The 17,223-nt window shown below is 65.0% G+C and carries 10 protein-coding genes; 3 read left to right on the top strand and 7 right to left on the bottom strand.

Annotation, left to right across the window (positions count from 1 at the left end):
- Positions 1–107: 107 nt before the first annotated feature.
- Both ABIB90_RS26635 and ABIB90_RS26630 read right to left on the bottom strand, forming a co-directional pair.
- Positions 108–425, bottom strand: coding sequence for a transposase (locus tag ABIB90_RS26635; protein WP_007593706.1), 318 nt, complete (start codon positions 423–425; stop codon positions 108–110).
- Positions 426–527: 102 nt separating this feature from the next.
- On the bottom strand, positions 528–1,535 hold the full coding sequence (locus ABIB90_RS26630; protein ID WP_354201676.1) for a KpsF/GutQ family sugar-phosphate isomerase: 1,008 nt from the start codon (positions 1,533–1,535) through the stop codon (positions 528–530).
- A 191-nt stretch (positions 1,536–1,726) separates the two neighbouring features.
- Between ABIB90_RS26630 and ABIB90_RS26625 the strand changes: the two genes are divergently transcribed.
- Complete coding sequence (locus ABIB90_RS26625; RefSeq protein ID WP_007597142.1) at positions 1,727–3,508, top strand: outer membrane beta-barrel protein; 1,782 nt, start codon at positions 1,727–1,729, stop codon at positions 3,506–3,508.
- Positions 3,509–3,722: 214 nt separating this feature from the next.
- Here ABIB90_RS26625 and ABIB90_RS26620 read toward each other — a convergent pair whose 3' ends face one another.
- The gene (locus ABIB90_RS26620; RefSeq protein WP_354201675.1) at positions 3,723–5,174 is read right to left on the bottom strand and encodes a glutamate synthase subunit beta; all 1,452 of its coding nucleotides are present in this window, start codon (positions 5,172–5,174) and stop codon (positions 3,723–3,725) included.
- Between the two features lie 157 nt (positions 5,175–5,331).
- Positions 5,332–10,065, bottom strand: a complete 4,734-nt coding sequence (gene gltB, locus ABIB90_RS26615) for a glutamate synthase large subunit (RefSeq protein WP_354201674.1) — start codon at positions 10,063–10,065, stop codon at positions 5,332–5,334.
- Positions 10,066–10,557: 492 nt separating this feature from the next.
- Between gltB and ABIB90_RS26610 the strand changes: the two genes are divergently transcribed.
- Entirely contained in the window at positions 10,558–11,304 is a 747-nt protein-coding gene (locus tag ABIB90_RS26610; protein ID WP_354201673.1) for a hypothetical protein, read from the top strand.
- A 241-nt stretch (positions 11,305–11,545) separates the two neighbouring features.
- Here ABIB90_RS26610 and ABIB90_RS26605 read toward each other — a convergent pair whose 3' ends face one another.
- Both ABIB90_RS26605 and ABIB90_RS26600 read right to left on the bottom strand, forming a co-directional pair.
- Entirely contained in the window at positions 11,546–12,316 is a 771-nt protein-coding gene (locus tag ABIB90_RS26605) for an alpha/beta fold hydrolase (protein ID WP_354201672.1), read from the bottom strand.
- A gap of 262 nt (positions 12,317–12,578) precedes the next feature.
- Positions 12,579–13,040, bottom strand: coding sequence for an Hsp20 family protein (locus ABIB90_RS26600; protein ID WP_007597127.1), 462 nt, complete (start codon positions 13,038–13,040; stop codon positions 12,579–12,581).
- A 219-nt stretch (positions 13,041–13,259) separates the two neighbouring features.
- Between ABIB90_RS26600 and ABIB90_RS26595 the strand changes: the two genes are divergently transcribed.
- Positions 13,260–14,207, top strand: coding sequence for an alpha/beta fold hydrolase (locus ABIB90_RS26595; protein WP_007597126.1), 948 nt, complete (start codon positions 13,260–13,262; stop codon positions 14,205–14,207).
- Positions 14,208–14,403: 196 nt separating this feature from the next.
- On the opposite strand, the gene ABIB90_RS26590 is transcribed toward ABIB90_RS26595, so the two are convergent.
- Positions 14,404–17,169, bottom strand: a complete 2,766-nt coding sequence (locus ABIB90_RS26590; protein ID WP_354201671.1) for a di-heme-cytochrome C peroxidase — start codon at positions 17,167–17,169, stop codon at positions 14,404–14,406.
- Between the last annotated feature and the right edge of the window lie 54 nt (positions 17,170–17,223).

The raw sequence follows: 17,223 nt of genomic DNA, 5'->3' as shown, positions 1-17,223 counted from the left end.
CTTTCCGGGCGCGACCGCCAGGCATAGTAGCCCGCGGGCGAGACGCCGAGCACACGGCACATGACCTTGACCGGATAGTCCGTGCGGCGATCCTCTAAAACGGAACCTCATGTCCGGGGTCCAGCAAAGATCGCGATCGACTTTTTTAAAATGTCGCGCTCCAAGCGCAGCTGTTCGTTTTCCCGCTGCAACCGCGCAATCACGTCAGCTTGGTCCGCCGACGGCACCGCCGCTTGCGATGTGGGCGCCACGGCGCTGCCGCCGGCTCTCGCCGTGCCCTGCTCCGCCACCCATCGGCTCAGCACGGAGCCGTCAAGCCCGAGCTCCTTCGATACCGACTTCGCCGAGCGGCCGCTCGACAAAACCAGATCAACTGCCTGCCGCTTGTACTCGTCCGAATAAGAACGTCGCTGCCGTTTCGTCATCTGACACCTCTTGCTGTCTAAGCTATAGGTGTCCACCGATTTAGGGGAGGCTCAAGTCTGGATTGCTTCGCTACGCTCGCAATGACGGAGGAGATGGGCCCCCTACGCCACGCCCGCCCGCAGCAGATCGTGCAGGTGCACGATGCCCACCACCTTGTCCGCCTCGGTCACCACCAGCGTCGTGATCTTGCGGGTGTTCAGCACCTCGATCATCTCGGTGGCCAGCATCGAGGGCGGTACGGTTTTCGGCTGCCTGGTCATGATGTCGTCGACCGACGCCGTCAGCAGGTCCGGGCGCATGTGGCGGCGCAGGTCGCCGTCGGTGATGATGCCGACGGCCTCGCCCGCATCGTTGATGATGCAGACGCAGCCGAGGCCCTTGGCCGACATCTCCATCACCGCGTCCGACATCTTGGTGCCGAGCGGCTTGACCGGGATCTCCGCGCCGGTGCGCATGTAGTCGCGGACGAACTTCAGCATCGCCCCTAACTTGCCGCCGGGGTGGAAATGCGCGAACTCCAGCGCGGTGAAGCCGCGGCCTTCGAGCAGGGCGATCGCGAGCGCATCGCCGATCGCGGCCTGCATCAGGGTCGAGGTGGTCGGCGCCAGATTGTGCGGGCAGGCCTCGCGCGCCTTCGGCAGCTCGATCACGATGTCGGCCGCTTGTCCGAGCGAGGACGCCGCGTTCGACGTCACCGCGATCATGGGGATCGCGAACCGCGCGGAATAGTTCACCAGCGTCTTCATCTCCGGCTGCTCGCCGGACCAGGACAGCGCCATGATGACGTCGTCGGTGGTGATCATGCCGAGGTCGCCATGGGCGGCTTCGGCGGTGTGCACGAAGAAGGCGGGCGTGCCGGTCGAGGCCAGCGTTGCCGCGATCTTGCGGCCCATATGGCCCGACTTGCCGAGTCCGGTGACGATGACGCGGCCCTTCGCGTTGCGGATCAGATCGACCGCCTGGGCGAAGCTCGCGCCAAGCGGGCCGCGCAGGGCGGCGGCGAGCGCGTTGATACCGCCGCTCTCCGTTTCCAGCGTGCGGAGTGCGGATTCGACGCTGTCGGGAATGGGGCCGGATGATTGGGTCATCAGCGGTTTCGAACTCGGCATGTTCTGGTCCAGGGAGGAGGGGCGTTCGTCCGTTGGCGCCTGCTTAGCACGCCACGGCCTCCGAGGCGACGAGGGCGCCCCAACCCTCAACCGGTCGTTAACCATAATTGTTTTAACTCCATTAACGATAGTTCCCGCCGATCGGCTGGGATGATCGCGAAAGCGTTTGATTTCGTTGGAGTTCTTCCATCGTGGGGTCGTCTCCAGGCACGAGCCGGAGCAAGCGCGCGCATTTTCTGCGCGCGGCTTTGCCGTGCTTTGCGCTGACGGTCCTCGGAAGCGCCCCCGGGGCGGCCCAGAGCCTCACCCCCGATCTGTTCAGTCCTAACCGCGGTGGCTTCGCATCGCCCGACACGCTGCCGACGCGCCGGACCGCGGGCGTGCCGCAGGCACCGTCGGATGCATTGCCGACGCTGCCAGATCCCAATGCCGATTTGCGCAAGCGCCAGCAGGCGCCGGCGCGCCCGGGCCAGAACCCGAACAGCCAAAACCCGACCAACCCAAACCCGACCAACCAGGTCCCGATCTACGGCCTGCCTGCCGCCAATGGCGCCAGCGCCTCCGGCTACGATTCGCTCAACCGCAAGCGACAGCAGCCGAAGCTCTATCCCGGACAGCCGAAGCCGAAGCGCCCGGTCGGCCCCGGCTCGCCGGTGCCGCCGGCAACGCCGGAGCGAACGCTCGGCCCGCCGCGCATCGCGCCGCCGCCCTCCGAGACCGCGCACAAGACACCGGTGCCGCCGGCGCTGGCCGGCAACGTGCCCGGCCAGCCGCTGCGCCGCCGCCTCAAGCTCGACGAGGATGCGTTCGGCGCGGTCGGCGACTATGCCGGCAGCTTCCTGATCAAGGGCGGGCTCGAGCTCTCCACAGGCTACGACACCAACCCGGCGCGCTTGAACAAGCCGGTCGGCTCGCCGGCCTATGTCGTCGCGCCCGACCTGCTCGTGGCGTCCGATTGGGAGCGCCACGCGCTGGTCGCGGATCTGCGCGGCTCGTTCTCGGGCTACACCAACAACATGCCGGCGACGATCGACGGCTTTGCCTCGCCCTCGCCGGTCGAGGTCGACCGCCCCGATTTCACCGGCCATGTCGACGGCCGCATCGACGTCAATCGCGATCTCAAGCTGACCTCGCAGCTGCGCCTGCGGCTCGCCACCGATAATCCCGGCAGCCCGAACGTGCAGGCCGGCCTGCAGAAATTTCCTGTTTATGCCACCTATGGCACGACCGTCGGCTTCGACCAGACCTTCAACCGCTTCCAGGTCGCGGCTGGCGCGACCGTCGATCGCACCGCCTACACCAACTCGAAACTCACCGACGGCTCGACCTTCAGCAACGATGACCGCGACTTCAACCAGTATGGCGGCGTGGGGCGCTTCTCCTACGAATTGAAGCCGGGCTTGAAGCCGTTCGTCGAGATCCAGGGCGACACCCGCGTGCACGACCAAGCCGCCGACCGCAACGGCTTCTTCCGCGATTCAAACGGCGGCTACGCCAAGGTCGGCACGTCCTTCGAGTTCTCGCGCATCCTGACCGGCGAGGTCTCGGTCGGCTATTCCGCACGCAACTATGTCGATCCGCGCCTGAGCCAGCTCTCCGGCTTCCTGACCTCGGGCTCGCTGATCTGGAACGCAAGCGGCCTCACCACGGTGAAATTCGCCACCGACACGCAGATCGCCGAGACCACTATCCCCGGCTCCTCCGGCGTGCTGGTGCATACCTACGCCGCCGAGGTCGATCACGATTTCCGCCGCTGGCTCACGGCAGTCGGCAAATTCACCTACGGCACCTACGACTACCAGGGCCAGAATCGCAACGACAAGACCTACTCGTTCGAAAGCAACCTGATCTACAAGCTCAACCGCAACATCTGGATCAAGGGCACGCTGCGCCACGACATCCTGGATTCGAACCAGGCGGGGTCAAGCTCGCAGGGCACGGTGGCGATGGTCGGGGTGAGGCTGCAGAATTAGCGCGTGTGGCCGTTGCCATTGGCGATACCAAGCCCGAGGTGTCGTCCTGGCGAAAGCCAGGACCCATTACCCCAGGGAGTAGTTTGGCGAAGACTCGTCGTTTGGTACTGCGACCGGCCAACGATCGAGGGATCACGCGGTATGGGTCCTGGCTTTCGCCAGGACGACAGCGGATTTATTGCCTGACTCCGAGCTTGCGCGGCTCGCGCAAAGTTCAGCGCGGCAGATCCGTCTTCCCCATCAGGAACGTATCGATCGACCTGGCGCACAGCCGGCCCTCGCGGATGGCCCAGACCACCAGCGATTGGCCGCGGCGCATGTCGCCGGCGGTGAACACGTTCGGGCGTGAGGTCTGGTAGTCGAGCGTGTTGGCCTTGACGTTGCCGCGCGGGTCGAGCTCGACCGACAGCAGCTTCAAAAGGCCCTCGTGCACGGGATGGACGAAGCCCATCGCGAGCAGGACGAGGTCGGCGTCGAGCTCGAACTCGGTGCCGGCGATCGGCTTGAACTTGTCGTCGACGCGCACGCAATGCAGCTTCTCGACCTTGCCGTTATCGCCCGAAAACTTCTGCGTCAGCACGGCGAATTCGCGGACCGCGCCTTCGGCCTGGCTCGAGGACGTCCGCATCTTCAGCGGCCAGTTCGGCCACGTCAGGCCCTTGTTCTCGTGCTCGGGCGGAGCGGGCATGATCTCGAGCTGGGTCACGGAGAGCGCGCCCTGGCGCAGCGAGGTGCCGATGCAGTCGGATCCCGTGTCGCCGCCGCCGATGACAACGACATGCTTGCCGCCGGCCAGAATCTCCTGGACGCCGTTCAACGGTTCATTGGACACGCGGCGGTTCTGCTGCGGCAGGAAATCCATCGCGTAGTGGATGCCGGCGAGGTCGCGGCCGGGGATCGGCAGGTCGCGCGGGGCTTCGGCGCCGCCGGTCAGCGCCACGGCGTCGTACTCGTTGAGCATCTCGCGCGGATCGACATTGCCGTCGACACCGACATGGCTGTTGTAGTGGAAGGTGACGCCTTCGCCTTCCATCTGCGCGACGCGGCGGTCGATGACGTTCTTTTCCATCTTGAAGTCGGGGATGCCGTAGCGCAGCAGGCCGCCGGCCTTGGCGAACTTCTCGAACAGATGCACGTCGTGGCCGGCGCGTGCGAGCTGCTGCGCGCAGGCCATGCCGGCCGGACCCGAGCCGATCACCGCGACCTTCTTGCCGGTCTTGTGGGCGGCGACCTCGGGCTTCAGCCAGCCATTGTCCCAGGCGCGGTCGACGATCGCGCATTCGATGGTCTTGATGGTGACGGGGTTGTCGTCGATGTTGAGCGTGCAGGAGGCTTCGCACGGCGCCGGACAGATGCGCCCCGTGAACTCCGGGAAATTGTTGGTCGAGTGCAGATTGCGCGAGGCCTCTTCCCAGTTGCCCTGGTAGACGAGGTCGTTCCAGTCCGGGATCTGGTTGTTGACCGGGCAGCCCGGCGTGCCGGGCGCGACGGAGCCGGTGCCGTGGCAATAGGGAATGCCGCAGTTCATGCAGCGCGCGGCCTGGTCGCGCGTTTCCTTCTCGGAGAGGGGAACGACGAACTCGTGGAAATGCTTCACGCGCTCGGCGACCGGGGTGTACTTGCGGTCATGCCGTTCGATTTCGAGAAAACCCGTGATCTTGCCCATTAAACCCGAAGTCCCTGCCGTCTAAATTCGTTTGCTTTCTCTCCCCTCATCCTGAGGAGCGGCGCGCTTGGCGCCGCGTCTCGAAGGATGAAGGCCCCCGCTGTGGTTTCATGGTTCGAGACGCGCTTCGCGCTCCTCACCATGAGGCTTTTCTTAGCTAAGCCCCGATCGCGATTTTCGGCTCGGCGTCCGCGTTGGCGGCCATTTCGCGCAGCGCGCGCCGGTATTCGACCGGCATCACCTTGCGGAATTTGGGCAGCCAGTCCTTCCAGTTGGCCAGGATGTCGGCGGCGCGCCTGGAGCCGGTCGCTTTCGCGTGACGCGTGATCAGGACGTGGAGGCGCTCGACGTCGGAGACGAGCAGGTCCTTGAACACGTCGACCCGGCCGTGCGCTTCGAGGTCACCGGAGTGGTGATAGGTGCCGGCGTTGATCAGCTCTTCCGACAGCACCGGCTCGAGCTCGACCATCGCCATGTTGCACAGCCTGTCGAAGTCGCCGGTCTCGTCCAGCACATAGGCGATGCCGCCCGACATGCCGGCCGCGAAGTTGCGCCCGGTCTTGCCGAGCACGACCACGATGCCGCCGGTCATGTATTCGCAGCAATGATCGCCCGCGCCCTCGACCACCGCCACGGCGCCGGAATTTCGCACGGCAAAACGCTCGCCGGCGATGCCGCGGAAGTAGCACTCGCCTTGAATGGCGCCGTACATCACGGTGTTGCCGACGATGATGCTCTCTTCCGGCACGATGCCGCTGTTGGCCGGCGGCTTGACGATGATCTTGCCGCCCGAGAGGCCCTTGCCGACATAGTCGTTGGCCTCGCCTTCGAGCTCGAAGGTGACGCCTTGCGCCAGCCACGCGCCGAAGGCCTGGCCGGCGGTGCCCTTGAGGCTGACATGGATGGTCTCATGCGGCAGGCCGGCATGGCCGTAGATCTTGGCGACCGCACCCGACAGCATCGCGCCCGCGGAGCGGTTGGTGCTGTTGATCTGGGCCTCGATCTTCACCGGCGCACCGCGGTCGAGCGCAGGCGTCGCCTGCTCGATCAGCGTGCGGTCGAGCACCGCTTCCAGATGATGGTTCTGGCGCTCGGAGTGATAGATCTTCTGGCCCTTCTCTTCCTTCTGCTTGACGAACAGCTTGGAGAAGTCGAGGCCCTTGGCCTTCCAGTGCGCGACCAGCTTGGTCTGGTCGAGCAGCTGCACCTGGCCGATCATCTCGTTGAAGCTGCGGAAGCCGAGCGAGGCCATGATCTCGCGGACCTCTTCGGCGACGAAGAAGAAGTAGTTGATCACATGCTCGGGCTGGCCGGTGAAGCGCTTGCGCAGGACCGGGTCCTGGGTCGCGACGCCGACCGGGCAGGTGTTGAGGTGGCACTTGCGCATCATGATGCAGCCGGCCGCGATCAAGGGCGCGGTGGCGAAGCCGAACTCGTCGGCGCCGAGCAGCGCGCCGATCACGACGTCGCGGCCGGTGCGGAAACCGCCGTCGACCTGGACCACGATGCGGCTGCGCAGCCGCTCGCGCACCAGCGTCTGGTGGGTTTCGGCGAGGCCGATCTCCCACGGTGATCCCGCGTGCTTGATCGAGGTGAGCGGCGAAGCGCCGGTGCCGCCCTCGAAGCCCGCGATGGTGACATGGTCGGCGCGCGCCTTGGCCACGCCCGCGGCCACCGTGCCGACGCCGATCTCCGAGACGAGCTTGACCGAGACCGCGCCGTCCGGGTTGACGTTCTTGAGGTCGTAGATCAGCTGCGCCAGATCCTCGATCGAGTAGATGTCGTGGTGCGGTGGCGGCGAGATCAGGCCGACGCCCGGCGTCGAATGCCGGACCTTTGCGATGGTCGCATCGACCTTGTGGCCGGGCAGCTGGCCGCCTTCGCCGGGCTTGGCGCCCTGCGCCATCTTGATCTGCATCATGTCGGAGTTGACGAGATACTCCGTGGTGACGCCGAAGCGGCCCGAGGCGACCTGCTTGATCGCCGAGCGCATGGAATCGCCGTTCGGCAGCGGCTTGAAGCGGTCGGCTTCCTCGCCGCCTTCGCCGGTGTTCGACTTGCCGCCGATCCGGTTCATCGCGATCGCGAGCGTGGTGTGCGCCTCGCGCGAGATCGAGCCGAAGCTCATCGCGCCGGTGGCGAAACGCTTGACGATGTCCTTGGCCGGCTCGACCTGGTCGAGCGGCACCGGCTTGCGCTTCTCTTCGTCCGCGTTCTTGATCCGGAACAGGCCGCGCAGCGTCAGGAGACGCTCCGACTGCTCGTTGAGGATCTTCGCGAAAGCGCGGTAGCGTTCCAGCGAATTGCCGCGCGCGGCGTGCTGCAGCAGCCCCACCGACTCGGCGGTCCATGCATGGTCCTCGCCGCGGCTGCGATAGGCATATTCGCCGCCGACATCGAGCGAGGTCTTGTAAACGAGCGCATCGCCGAACGCGTCGGCATGACGGCGCACCGCCTCCTCGGCAATCTCGCCAAGACCGACGCCCTCGACGCGGGTATGCGTGCCGGCGAAGAATTTTCCGACGAATTCCGCCTTCAGGCCGATGGCGTCGAAGATCTGCGCGCCGCAATAGGATTGGTAGGTCGAGATGCCCATCTTGGACATCACCTTGAGCAGGCCCTTGCCGATCGACTTGATGTAGCGCTTGACGATCTCGTAGTCGTCGAGCGAGCCGGGCAGGCGGTCCTTCATCGCGATGATGGTCTCGAACGCCAGATACGGATTGATCGCTTCCGCGCCGTAGCCGGCCAGACAGGCGAAGTGATGCACTTCGCGCGGTTCGCCGGATTCGACGACGAGGCCGACCGACGTGCGCAAGCCGGTGCGGATCAGATGATGATGCACGGCGGCGCAGGCCAGCAGCGACGGGATCGGAACCCGGTCGGTGCCGACCATGCGGTCGGACAGGATGATGATATTGACGCCCTCGCGCACCGCGCTCTCGGCGCGCGCGCAGAGCTCGTCCAGCACCTGGTCCATGCCGGCCGCGCCGAGGCCGGCGTGGAAGGTGGTGTCCAGCGTGCGCGACTTGAAATGCGACTCGGCGACCTCGGAGATCGAGCGGATCTTTTCGAGGTCCGCGTCGGTCAGGATCGGCTGGCGTGCTTCGAGGCGCTTGGTGGTGGCAAGGCCTTGCAGGTCGAACAGGTTCGGCCGCGGTCCGATGATGGAGACGAGGCTCATCACCAGCTCCTCGCGGATCGGGTCGATCGGCGGGTTGGTGACCTGCGCAAAGTTCTGCTTGAAATAGGTGAACAGCGGCTTGGCCTTGGCCGACAGCGCCGAGATCGGCGTGTCGTTGCCCATCGAGCCTGCGGCTTCCTCGCCGGTGGAGGCCATCGGCGTCATCAGAATGGTGATGTCTTCCTGGCTGTAGCCGAACGCCTGCTGGCGATCGAGCAGCGACAGGTTGGAGCGCACGCCGGTGGTCGGCACCTTCGGCAGCTCTTCGAGCACGATCTGGGTTCGCTCCAGCCACTCGGTGTAGGGATGGCTCCTGGCGAGCTCGGCTTTGATCTCGTCGTCGGGGATGAGGCGGCCCTGTTCGAGGTCGACCAGCAGCATCTTGCCGGGCTGCAAGCGCCACTTGGTGATGATCTGGTCCTCGGGAATCGTCAGCACGCCCATCTCGGACGCCATCACGATGCGGTCGTCCTTGGTGACGAGATAGCGCGCGGGCCGAAGGCCGTTGCGGTCGAGCGTGGCGCCGATCTGGCGGCCGTCGGTGAAGGCGATCGCGGCGGGGCCGTCCCACGGCTCCATCAGGGCTGCATGATATTCGTAGAAGGCGCGGCGCTTCTCATCCATCAAGGGATTGCCGGCCCACGCCTCCGGAATCATCATCATGACGGCGTGTGGCAGCGAGTAGCCGCCCTGCACCAGGAATTCGAGCGCGTTGTCGAAGCAGGCGGTGTCCGACTGGCCTTCGTAGGAGATCGGCCAGAGCCGGTTGATGTCCTTGCCGTACAACTCGGAGCTCACCGAGGCCTGGCGCGCCGCCATCCAGTTGGTGTTGCCGCGCAGCGTGTTGATCTCGCCGTTATGCGCGATCATGCGGTAGGGATGCGCCAGCGACCACGCCGGGAAGGTATTGGTCGAGAAACGCTGGTGAACGAGCGCCAGCGCGCTCTCGAAGTCCTTTTCGTGCAGATCGGGATAGTACTTGCCGAGCTGGTCGGCGAGGAACATGCCCTTGTAGATCACGGTGCGGCACGACATCGAGCAGGGATAATAGCCCGCAAGGCCGCGGTCGCGGCGCTGGTAGATCGCCTGCGAGATCGACTTGCGCAGGATGTAGAGCCGGCGCTCGAAATCGTCCTCGGTCTTGGCGGTGCCGTTGCGGCCGATGAACACCTGCATGCAGGCGGGCTCGGTCGGCTTCACGGTGACGCCGAGCGAGGAATTGTCGGTCGGCACGTCGCGCCAGCCGAGCAGCGTCAGGCCCTCTTCCTTGATCTGGTCGGCGATGATGCTCTTGATGACGTTGCGCCAGGCGGTGTCGCGCGGCATGAACAGCGCGCCGATGGCGTATTCGCCGGGATTGGGCAGCGCGAAGCCGAGTTCCTTCGCCTTGCGGCTGAAGAAAGCATGCGGGATCTGCACCAGAATGCCGGCGCCGTCACCGGCGCGCGGGTCGGCGCCGACGGCGCCGCGGTGCTCGAGGTTGCACAGGATGCTGAGCGCGTCCGCGACGATCTCGTGCGACTTCTTGCCCCTGATGTTGGCGATGAAGCCGACGCCGCAGGAATCCTTTTCCAGGCTCGGATCGTACAAGCCTACGGCCGGCGGGCGTGAATTGTGTTCCTGAATCGGATCAGTCGTTTTCGAGGCGACCGTCGCCGACAGTTGCTCTGCCACGATGTTTCCGCGCTCGACTTGCGACCCGTTCATGTCCTCGTCCTCTCCATGCGGCAAGCTGCCTCACCGCCATCTTCGGCGCACCTTGGGCGTCCCGCGGCACCCGCTTCTGGGTCACCGCTCGTCCGCTCGCGAGCCGCATTTTCTTAAATTCAGGCCAAGGCGTTCTTCGTCCCCGAGAACGGCTTTGCCTGTTGCCTTCTTGGCGCTCGAAAGCACCGACTTTCGTTGCAATCCCTATGCCGGAACCGCAAGCAAAATTGAGACAGTCTTCCTGTCCTAACCGCCACCTTGCCAAATTTTTGTCTATCACACAAGCGCGCGCAAGTCCCGATTCCCCATAGATCAATCGATCCCTTTCCAAAAGTTGCGCGGCCCCGCTTTTGAAGCAAACGCGCCCTGATCCGGCCCCGCCGACGCCGGAATCCCCAATGAAGCTTCTGATCAACCCTTCGGAAGCCGCGCCACGCCGCAAGAAGCGAAAGAGTGCGATCCATCCGGGGGCCTGACAGGAGCGTCTCGATCATGAAGTTTTTCACAGGATGGATGGCTGCCGCCGCGCTGGCGCTGGCCGCGACCGCCGCACAAGCGCAAGTTCCAGCGCGAGGGGCGATGATCGCGGTCTCGGATTTCGACGGGCCCTATGCGCCGCCGGAGGCCGCGCCGCCCCCGCCGCCGCGCTATGGCTATGGCTACGAAGAACGCGGGCCGGCCTCGGTGCTGCTGCCATCGACCGAGGTCTACGCGGTGCTGCGCGAAAACGGCTTTTCTCCATTGGGCATCCCGCGCCTGCGCGGCGGCGTCTACACCATCGCGGTGATTGACCGCCGGGGCGAGGACGGCCGGCTGGTGATCGATGCCCGCGACGGAAGGATTTTGCGCTTCATGCCGGCTGCCGACGCCTACGGTATGGCGCCGGGCTACGAGCAGCCTGCGGTTGCGCGTTACCGCCCGCAAAGCGCGCTACCGCCGCCAACCATGATCCGCAATGGTCCGCCACGCCCACCGGCCCCGATCCCACATGTCGCCAGCCGCTCCGTCCCGCTCCCGAAGGCGGCTCCGCCACGCGAGGCGCCGGTCGCCGCCAAGCCGGCCGAGGCCGCGACGGCGCAGGCAGCGCAGGCTCAACCTACCACGCAGACCGTGGCGGCCGTGCCTGCAAAGCCCGCCGAGGCCGCGCCGCAAGTCATTGCTCCAACCGTCGGTCTGGCCAAACCTGCTCCAACGATCCTGCCGACACAGGACATGCCTGCAGCGCAGGGCCTGGATTGAGCCTGGGCGTTTGATGCGATGACCCGCATCACACCCACGGTGTCGTCCTGGCGAAGGCCAGGACCCATACCGCGAGGTCTATCGAGCGATTGAGGTGCGAGTACCGGACGACGAGTCTTCGCCAAACTCCTCCCTGTGGTAATGGGTCCTGGCCTTCGCCAGGACGACGTTGAGGAGAGAGTGGAGCAAAGGAAAAGGCGCCTGAGCATCCAGGCGCCTTTTGTATCACTGCAACCGCCGCTCAGCTCCGGCCATACCCCGCCGCTTCCAGGATCAAATTCGCCACCTCCTTCGGGTGCGACACCAGCGAGAGGTGGCCGGCATCGAGCTCGATCGTGGTTGCGTTCATGCGCTTGGCGAGGAAGCGTTCGAGATCGGGATTGATGGTGTCGTCGTTCTTCGACACCGCGTACCAGCTCGGCTTGGAGTGCCATGCCGCTTCGGTGGTGCGACCGGCGAAGATCGAGGCGGCGGTCGGCCATTGCACGGCGTAGAGCTCCTTGGCCTGCTCCGGCTTCACGCCATTGGCAAAATACTTCAGGAAGGCGTCTTCCGACAGCTTGGTGTAACCGTCGCGCTCGACGACGCCGGCGCGTGCCGGGCCCGCCGGAAACTGCTTCGACAGCGCGACGAAATCCTCGTTGGCATCGGGCGCACGTGCGGCGACATAGACGAGGCCGCTGACCTTCGGGTCGGTGCCGACCTGGCTGATCACGGTGCCGCCCCAGGAATGCGCGACCAGCACGGTTGGACCATCCTGTTCGGCCAGCACGCGCTTGGTCGCCTCGACGGAGTCCGCAAGCGACGACAGCGGATTTTGCACGGCAGTTACGTTGAGGCCGGCGGCCTGCAGGATCGGGATCACCTCCGACCAGCTCGAGCCGTCAGCCCAGGCGCCGTGCACCAGCACGATGTTCTTGGCCTTCACGGGCTGCGGCGTCTGCGCGTGAGCAAGGGTGAGCGGAGCCGCCAGCAGGCTCGCGGCGACGAAAAAGCTGCGCCAGAAAGTCATGATCGTTCTCCGTCTTGTTTTGGGTTCGATAGCCAAAGGACGACGCGCGGGCCGACGGCGTTACGCCAATTCACCGCACTGTGATGCGGTGCGGAAACCATCCCAGGGAGATGTTGGGCGTAGATTGGTCGTTCGGTATTGCTACCGCACACGATTGATGAAGCTCGCGGTATGGGTCCTGGCTTTCGCCAAGACGACAGCAAACGAAAAAACGCCCCGGGGCACCGGGGCGTTTTCGCAACCTGGAAGTGGCCGACGTGATTTACGCGGCTACCGAGTTCTCGATCACCTGTGCGCCTTGCGCACCGGTGTTGATCGCGATCTGGCGGGGCTTCTTCGCTTCGGGAATCTCACGGACGAGGTCGACGTGAAGCAGCCCGTTCTCGAGCGAGGCGTTCTTCACTTGCACGAAGTCGGCAAGCTGGAAGGCGCGCTCGAAGGCACGCGCGGCGATTCCGCGGTACAGCACTTCGGCCTTCGAGTTCTCGTTGGCGACTTTCTCGCCCTTGATCGTCAGCGTGTTTTCCTTCGCGACGATGGAGAGCTCATCCTTGGCAAAGCCCGAAACCGCAACGGTGATGCGGTAGTCGTTCTCGCCGGTGCGCTCGATATTGTAGGGGGGATAACCGGGGCTGCCGTCCGAACCGGCCTGGTCAAGCAGGTTGAAGAGGCGGTCGAAGCCGACGGTGGAACGGTAGAAGGGGGTCAGGTCGTAGGTACGCATGGTCAAGTCCTCCATTGAGCGACTGTTGGTAACCCGCCCGCCAATCGGGCCGGGCTTTCGTCTGTGTGCAGCCTGATGTTCCGGTTCCGAAACACTGGTAGCGGCCTGCACCAAGGTGATATGGGTTGAGGAGAACGGCGTTCAAGAGGGCGGATACTTAGCCTTTTCGGCGCTCCCGCCCCCTGATTTGCAGCACTTCGTGCCCAAGCCCTCCCCATCATGACGCTGGTCTCGATACCATCCAATCCCGTTCCCGAAGACGTCGTCAGCGGTACCATCAAGACCCCCGATGGCGTCGAGCTGCGCTTTGCGCGCTGGGCGCCACCGGCGAACCGCAAGGGCACGGTCTGCGTCTTCACCGGGCGCAGCGAGCAGATCGAGAAATATTTCGAGACCGTGCGCGATTTGCGCGACCGCGGCTTTGCGGTGGCGATGATCGACTGGCGCGGGCAGGGCCACTCCTCGCGCCGCCTGCGCGATCCGCGCAAGGGCTATGTCCGCGACTTCGCCGATTTCGAGATCGACGTCGAGACCTTCGTGCAGCAGGTGGTGCTGCCGGATTGCCCGCCGCCCTTCTTCGCGCTCGCCCACTCCATGGGCGGCACCGTGATGCTGCGGGTGGCGCATGCGGGCAAGCGCTGGTTCGACCGCATGGTGCTGTCGGCGCCGATGATCGACCTGCCCGGCCGCGCCACCTCGTTTCCGGCGCGGGCTCTGCTGAAGACGATGCGCGTGTTGGGAATGGGCGGCCGCTATGTCCCCGGCGGCAGCGACCAGATCACCGGGCTCAATCCCTTCATCAACAATCCGCTGACCAGCGATCCCGTGCGCTATGCGCGCAATGCCGCGATCCTTGAGGAGGATCCGACCCTCGGGCTGGCGTCACCGACGGTCGCCTGGGCCGATACCGCTTTCCGCGCGATGAACACCTTCAGGGGCAAAAACTACCCGTCCGAGATCCGTCAGCCGATCCTGATGCTGGCGGCCTCCAGCGACACCGTGGTCTCGATCGCGGCGATCGAGGAGTTCGCCTATCATTTGCGCGCCGGCTCCCATCTCGTGATCGCCGGCGCCAAGCACGAGATCCTCCAGGAGCAGGACCGCTACCGTTCCCAATTCTGGGCCGCCTTCGACGCCTTCGTGCCGGGCACGCCGCTGTTCAAGTGAGGATTTGAAGTGAATGGCTGCTGCGCGCGAGGTGCGCTCCCTCGCCCCGCTTAGTTCGCAAGACCCTCATGGTGAGGAGCGCGGAACGCGCGTCTCGAACCATGAAGGCCCGGCTCTCGCCCGCGGCCATCCTTCGAGACGCCCGCTTTGCGCGGGCTCCTCAGGATGAGGGCGGCCTGCTTGGGACAGAGCTCGACTACAGCGTCTTCAGATACTCGATCAGATCGTAGCGCTCGTTGTCGTCCTTGAACACGCGGCCGATGACGCCGGGACGTTTTTCCTCGCCCGGTTTGCGCTCGAAGGAATGGCCGAGCACGCTGTTGCCCTGGATCGGATCCTTGTCCGACCCCGCCGAGAACTCGGTTTCACCCGTCTTGCATTTCTCGTTGGCCGCGACCGCAAAGCCGACGGTCACGGGATCATAGTCGTGGCGGCCCATGCAGAATTTTTGCGGGCGCTCGCTCGCAGGCTTCAGCAACCAGTAGAGAGACGGCACCGAACCGTTGTGCAGATAGGGCGCCGTGGCCCAGATGCCGTTCAGCGGCCGTGCCCGATAGCGTGCCCCACCCACCGGATTGAGGCAGTTCTTGCGCGCGAGATTCCACAATTTCGCCCGCTCGGCGTCCGGAGTCTTCTCGTCGTCCATCCATTTGCGGGCGACGAGATCCACCACCGTCATGAGCCCCAGCGCATAAACCATCTCGGTCGGCGAACTCGCGGTCGAGACATCGCATTGCCACCATTTCTGGAGGTCGGCCGTATTCACCTTCAGGAAGCCGGGCAAATCGACGATCCTGTTGCTGAGCACGAGCGACTGTTCGGGATCCGTCTTGATCTCGTCGAGGGGGATCGTCACCGCGTTCAGCACCTTGCTGTCGCCGCTCGGCTCCCAATGTCCCGAAGACCAGAAAGCCGGGGTGTCGATCGCCGGCAAATGGCATCCGGAACACATCTCAGCGTAGATCTTGCGGCCATTGTCGACCTTCTTCTGATCGAGCCTCCAATTGTCGCCGAGGATTTGCGAGGGCCATTTCGGCGCCAGCAGGCCGGCGAACTTCGGACCGGTGGAGGGATTTGCCGTCTTGAACGGATCTGGCCCCCTGAGCATGTCCTCGATCCAGCCGAGCGTGTTGATATGAACCGAGGAGCGCCACAACCTGTCCTCCGGGTAGGCGTCGGACAGGTTGAGCAGCGCCGTCACGCCGAGGGCTTCGCCGGCGTTGCGGATCAGCGGCTGCTCGATCGAGGCGTCATACTGGGCGAACTTGAACCACGGCACCGTCCAGATCGGGGGATAGCTGACCGGGGCGTCCTGGGCGTGCAGGTTCTTCTCGAAACCCTTAAGCCCGCTCAGCGCGAGATCCTGCGAAAAAACCTGATTGCCGATGCGATTGAGAGCGTCGAGGCGACCGAACCCTTCCTCGGTGTCACTCTGCTGCCTGCCGTTCCAGGTCTTCTTGCCTTCGATCGTCTTTTGCTGGGTTTTCGCCCAGTCGATCAGGAAGTTGCCGATCGCGCTGAGCTTCTGCTTGAGCGCGGCGCGGTCAGCCTTGCTGGCATCGGGGCCGAGCACGCGATCGGCAAAGCGCTGGAAGCGGAACGGCACGTAAAGCGTGTAGGCGATCGACAGGCCGGTGGAGAGCTCGAGCTTCTTCAAGTCGGTCATGGCCGGGCCGCCGTCGAAACGCACGTCCACGCCCTGGTAGTGGATCTGGCCGGTATGGCAGGCGGCGCAGGTCAGCCCGATCTTGTCCTCTTCGCGACGGCCGGTCGCGGGATCGCTGACCCCGGTCATCCGTGCAAAGCCGACCGGCAGGCCGTCGACGTTCTCCGCCGGCGTCCATCTGGTCGACCAGTCCGGCACCTGCGTCGTCTCGTAGAGATTGGCGTAGCCGAAGCGGCGCAGGGACGTCGCGTCGGTCTGGATCGACTGCGGGCTCGGAATGAACCCGAAGCGCTCGAGATAGGCGCTGTCCGTCATCATGCCCGGCCGCGAGAACAGATGCAGGCGCGGCTGCTCCAGGGCCATGAACCATTCGTAAGGCACCGGGAAGGTCGCTGTGCCCTGGCTGGCATGGTGAAACCAGTGCCTGTCCTTCAGCGACCAGTTCTGTTCGAGCCAAAAGGCCGCCTTCGTCTCGGGGACCGTGGGCAACGGAGGCGGCAGGAGATTCACGAGGATTCCCTTTTGCGGCAGCATGGCACGCACCTGGTCGGGGCATTCGGCGAGCGCAACGAGCAAGGCGAGACCGAGGGCGACGAGCAGCGCCGCAATCTTGAGCCCGCCCCGCACCACGCGCTGGCAGGTCGACAGCACAGGCTGCGATACGAGCCGCTGGTTGATGCGAGCAGGGAATTGCCGCTCGTTGAACAGAGTGCGCACGTCGGCCACGCTGAGATAGCGGTCCTCACCCGCGCCCTTGCCCGCGATCTTCAGGAGGATCGGCCACTCGAACTTCATCAGCAGGGGGTAATACCAGCGTGCGGCGCTGCCGGCCCGCTTGAGATTGTCGCGCATGAAGACGCCGATTTCCGAGGCGTTGAGACCCGGCTCAGAGCCGCCGCCGTTCGGATCCTGGTAGGTCCGGCCGAAGCTCGCAAACCGCGCAAGCTCGTCCTCATCGACCTTGCCGTCGACGCCGAGGACGCGCGAGCCGGCACCGCGCTTGTCGAGAGGGCCGCCACGCAACGCGTCGAGCTGCGCGCCCGAAAATATGCTCTTCAGGATATGACCCAGACCGTTCGCGATGAGCGCGACGCCGCGGACCTGGATGCGGGCCGAGACCTTCTTCAGCCCAGTCTCGCCGCTCGCATTCGCGATCGTTTGCGACAGCGTGCCGAGCGGCACGGTTCCGCCGTCGACAAACCCCTCGCCGACGAGGCCGCGGAGGAATGGACAGGGATTGTTCGGCGAGACCTGGATCGAGGGGGCGAAGGGGGGCTTCGGAGCGGAGTCATGCATGGCCCAAAATCCTGAAAACGGCGAATCGTGAAATACAGACGCGGCGATAGAGCG

It is taken from the genome of Bradyrhizobium sp. JR4.1, from assembly GCF_040548605.1.
GTDB lineage: Bacteria > Pseudomonadota > Alphaproteobacteria > Rhizobiales > Xanthobacteraceae > Bradyrhizobium > Bradyrhizobium canariense.
Note: the sequence above shows the minus strand (reverse complement) of the source record. Positions and strands in the feature narration are given on the sequence as shown.

Excerpts from the sequence above, each read along its gene's own strand:
- ABIB90_RS26610 (WP_354201673.1), top strand. The coding sequence starts at position 10,558 with ATGAAGTTTTTCACAGGATGGATGGCTGCCGCCGCGCTGGCGCTGGCC.
- ABIB90_RS26590 (WP_354201671.1), bottom strand. The coding sequence starts at position 17,169 with ATGCATGACTCCGCTCCGAAGCCCCCCTTCGCCCCCTCGATCCAGGTC.
- ABIB90_RS26635 (WP_007593706.1), bottom strand. The coding sequence starts at position 425 with ATGACGAAACGGCAGCGACGTTCTTATTCGGACGAGTACAAGCGGCAG.
- ABIB90_RS26605 (WP_354201672.1), bottom strand. The coding sequence starts at position 12,316 with ATGACTTTCTGGCGCAGCTTTTTCGTCGCCGCGAGCCTGCTGGCGGCT.
- gltB (WP_354201674.1), bottom strand. The coding sequence starts at position 10,065 with ATGAACGGGTCGCAAGTCGAGCGCGGAAACATCGTGGCAGAGCAACTG.
- ABIB90_RS26600 (WP_007597127.1), bottom strand. The coding sequence starts at position 13,040 with ATGCGTACCTACGACCTGACCCCCTTCTACCGTTCCACCGTCGGCTTC.
- ABIB90_RS26620 (WP_354201675.1), bottom strand. The coding sequence starts at position 5,174 with ATGGGCAAGATCACGGGTTTTCTCGAAATCGAACGGCATGACCGCAAG.
- ABIB90_RS26630 (WP_354201676.1), bottom strand. The coding sequence starts at position 1,535 with ATGCCGAGTTCGAAACCGCTGATGACCCAATCATCCGGCCCCATTCCC.
- ABIB90_RS26595 (WP_007597126.1), top strand. The coding sequence starts at position 13,260 with ATGACGCTGGTCTCGATACCATCCAATCCCGTTCCCGAAGACGTCGTC.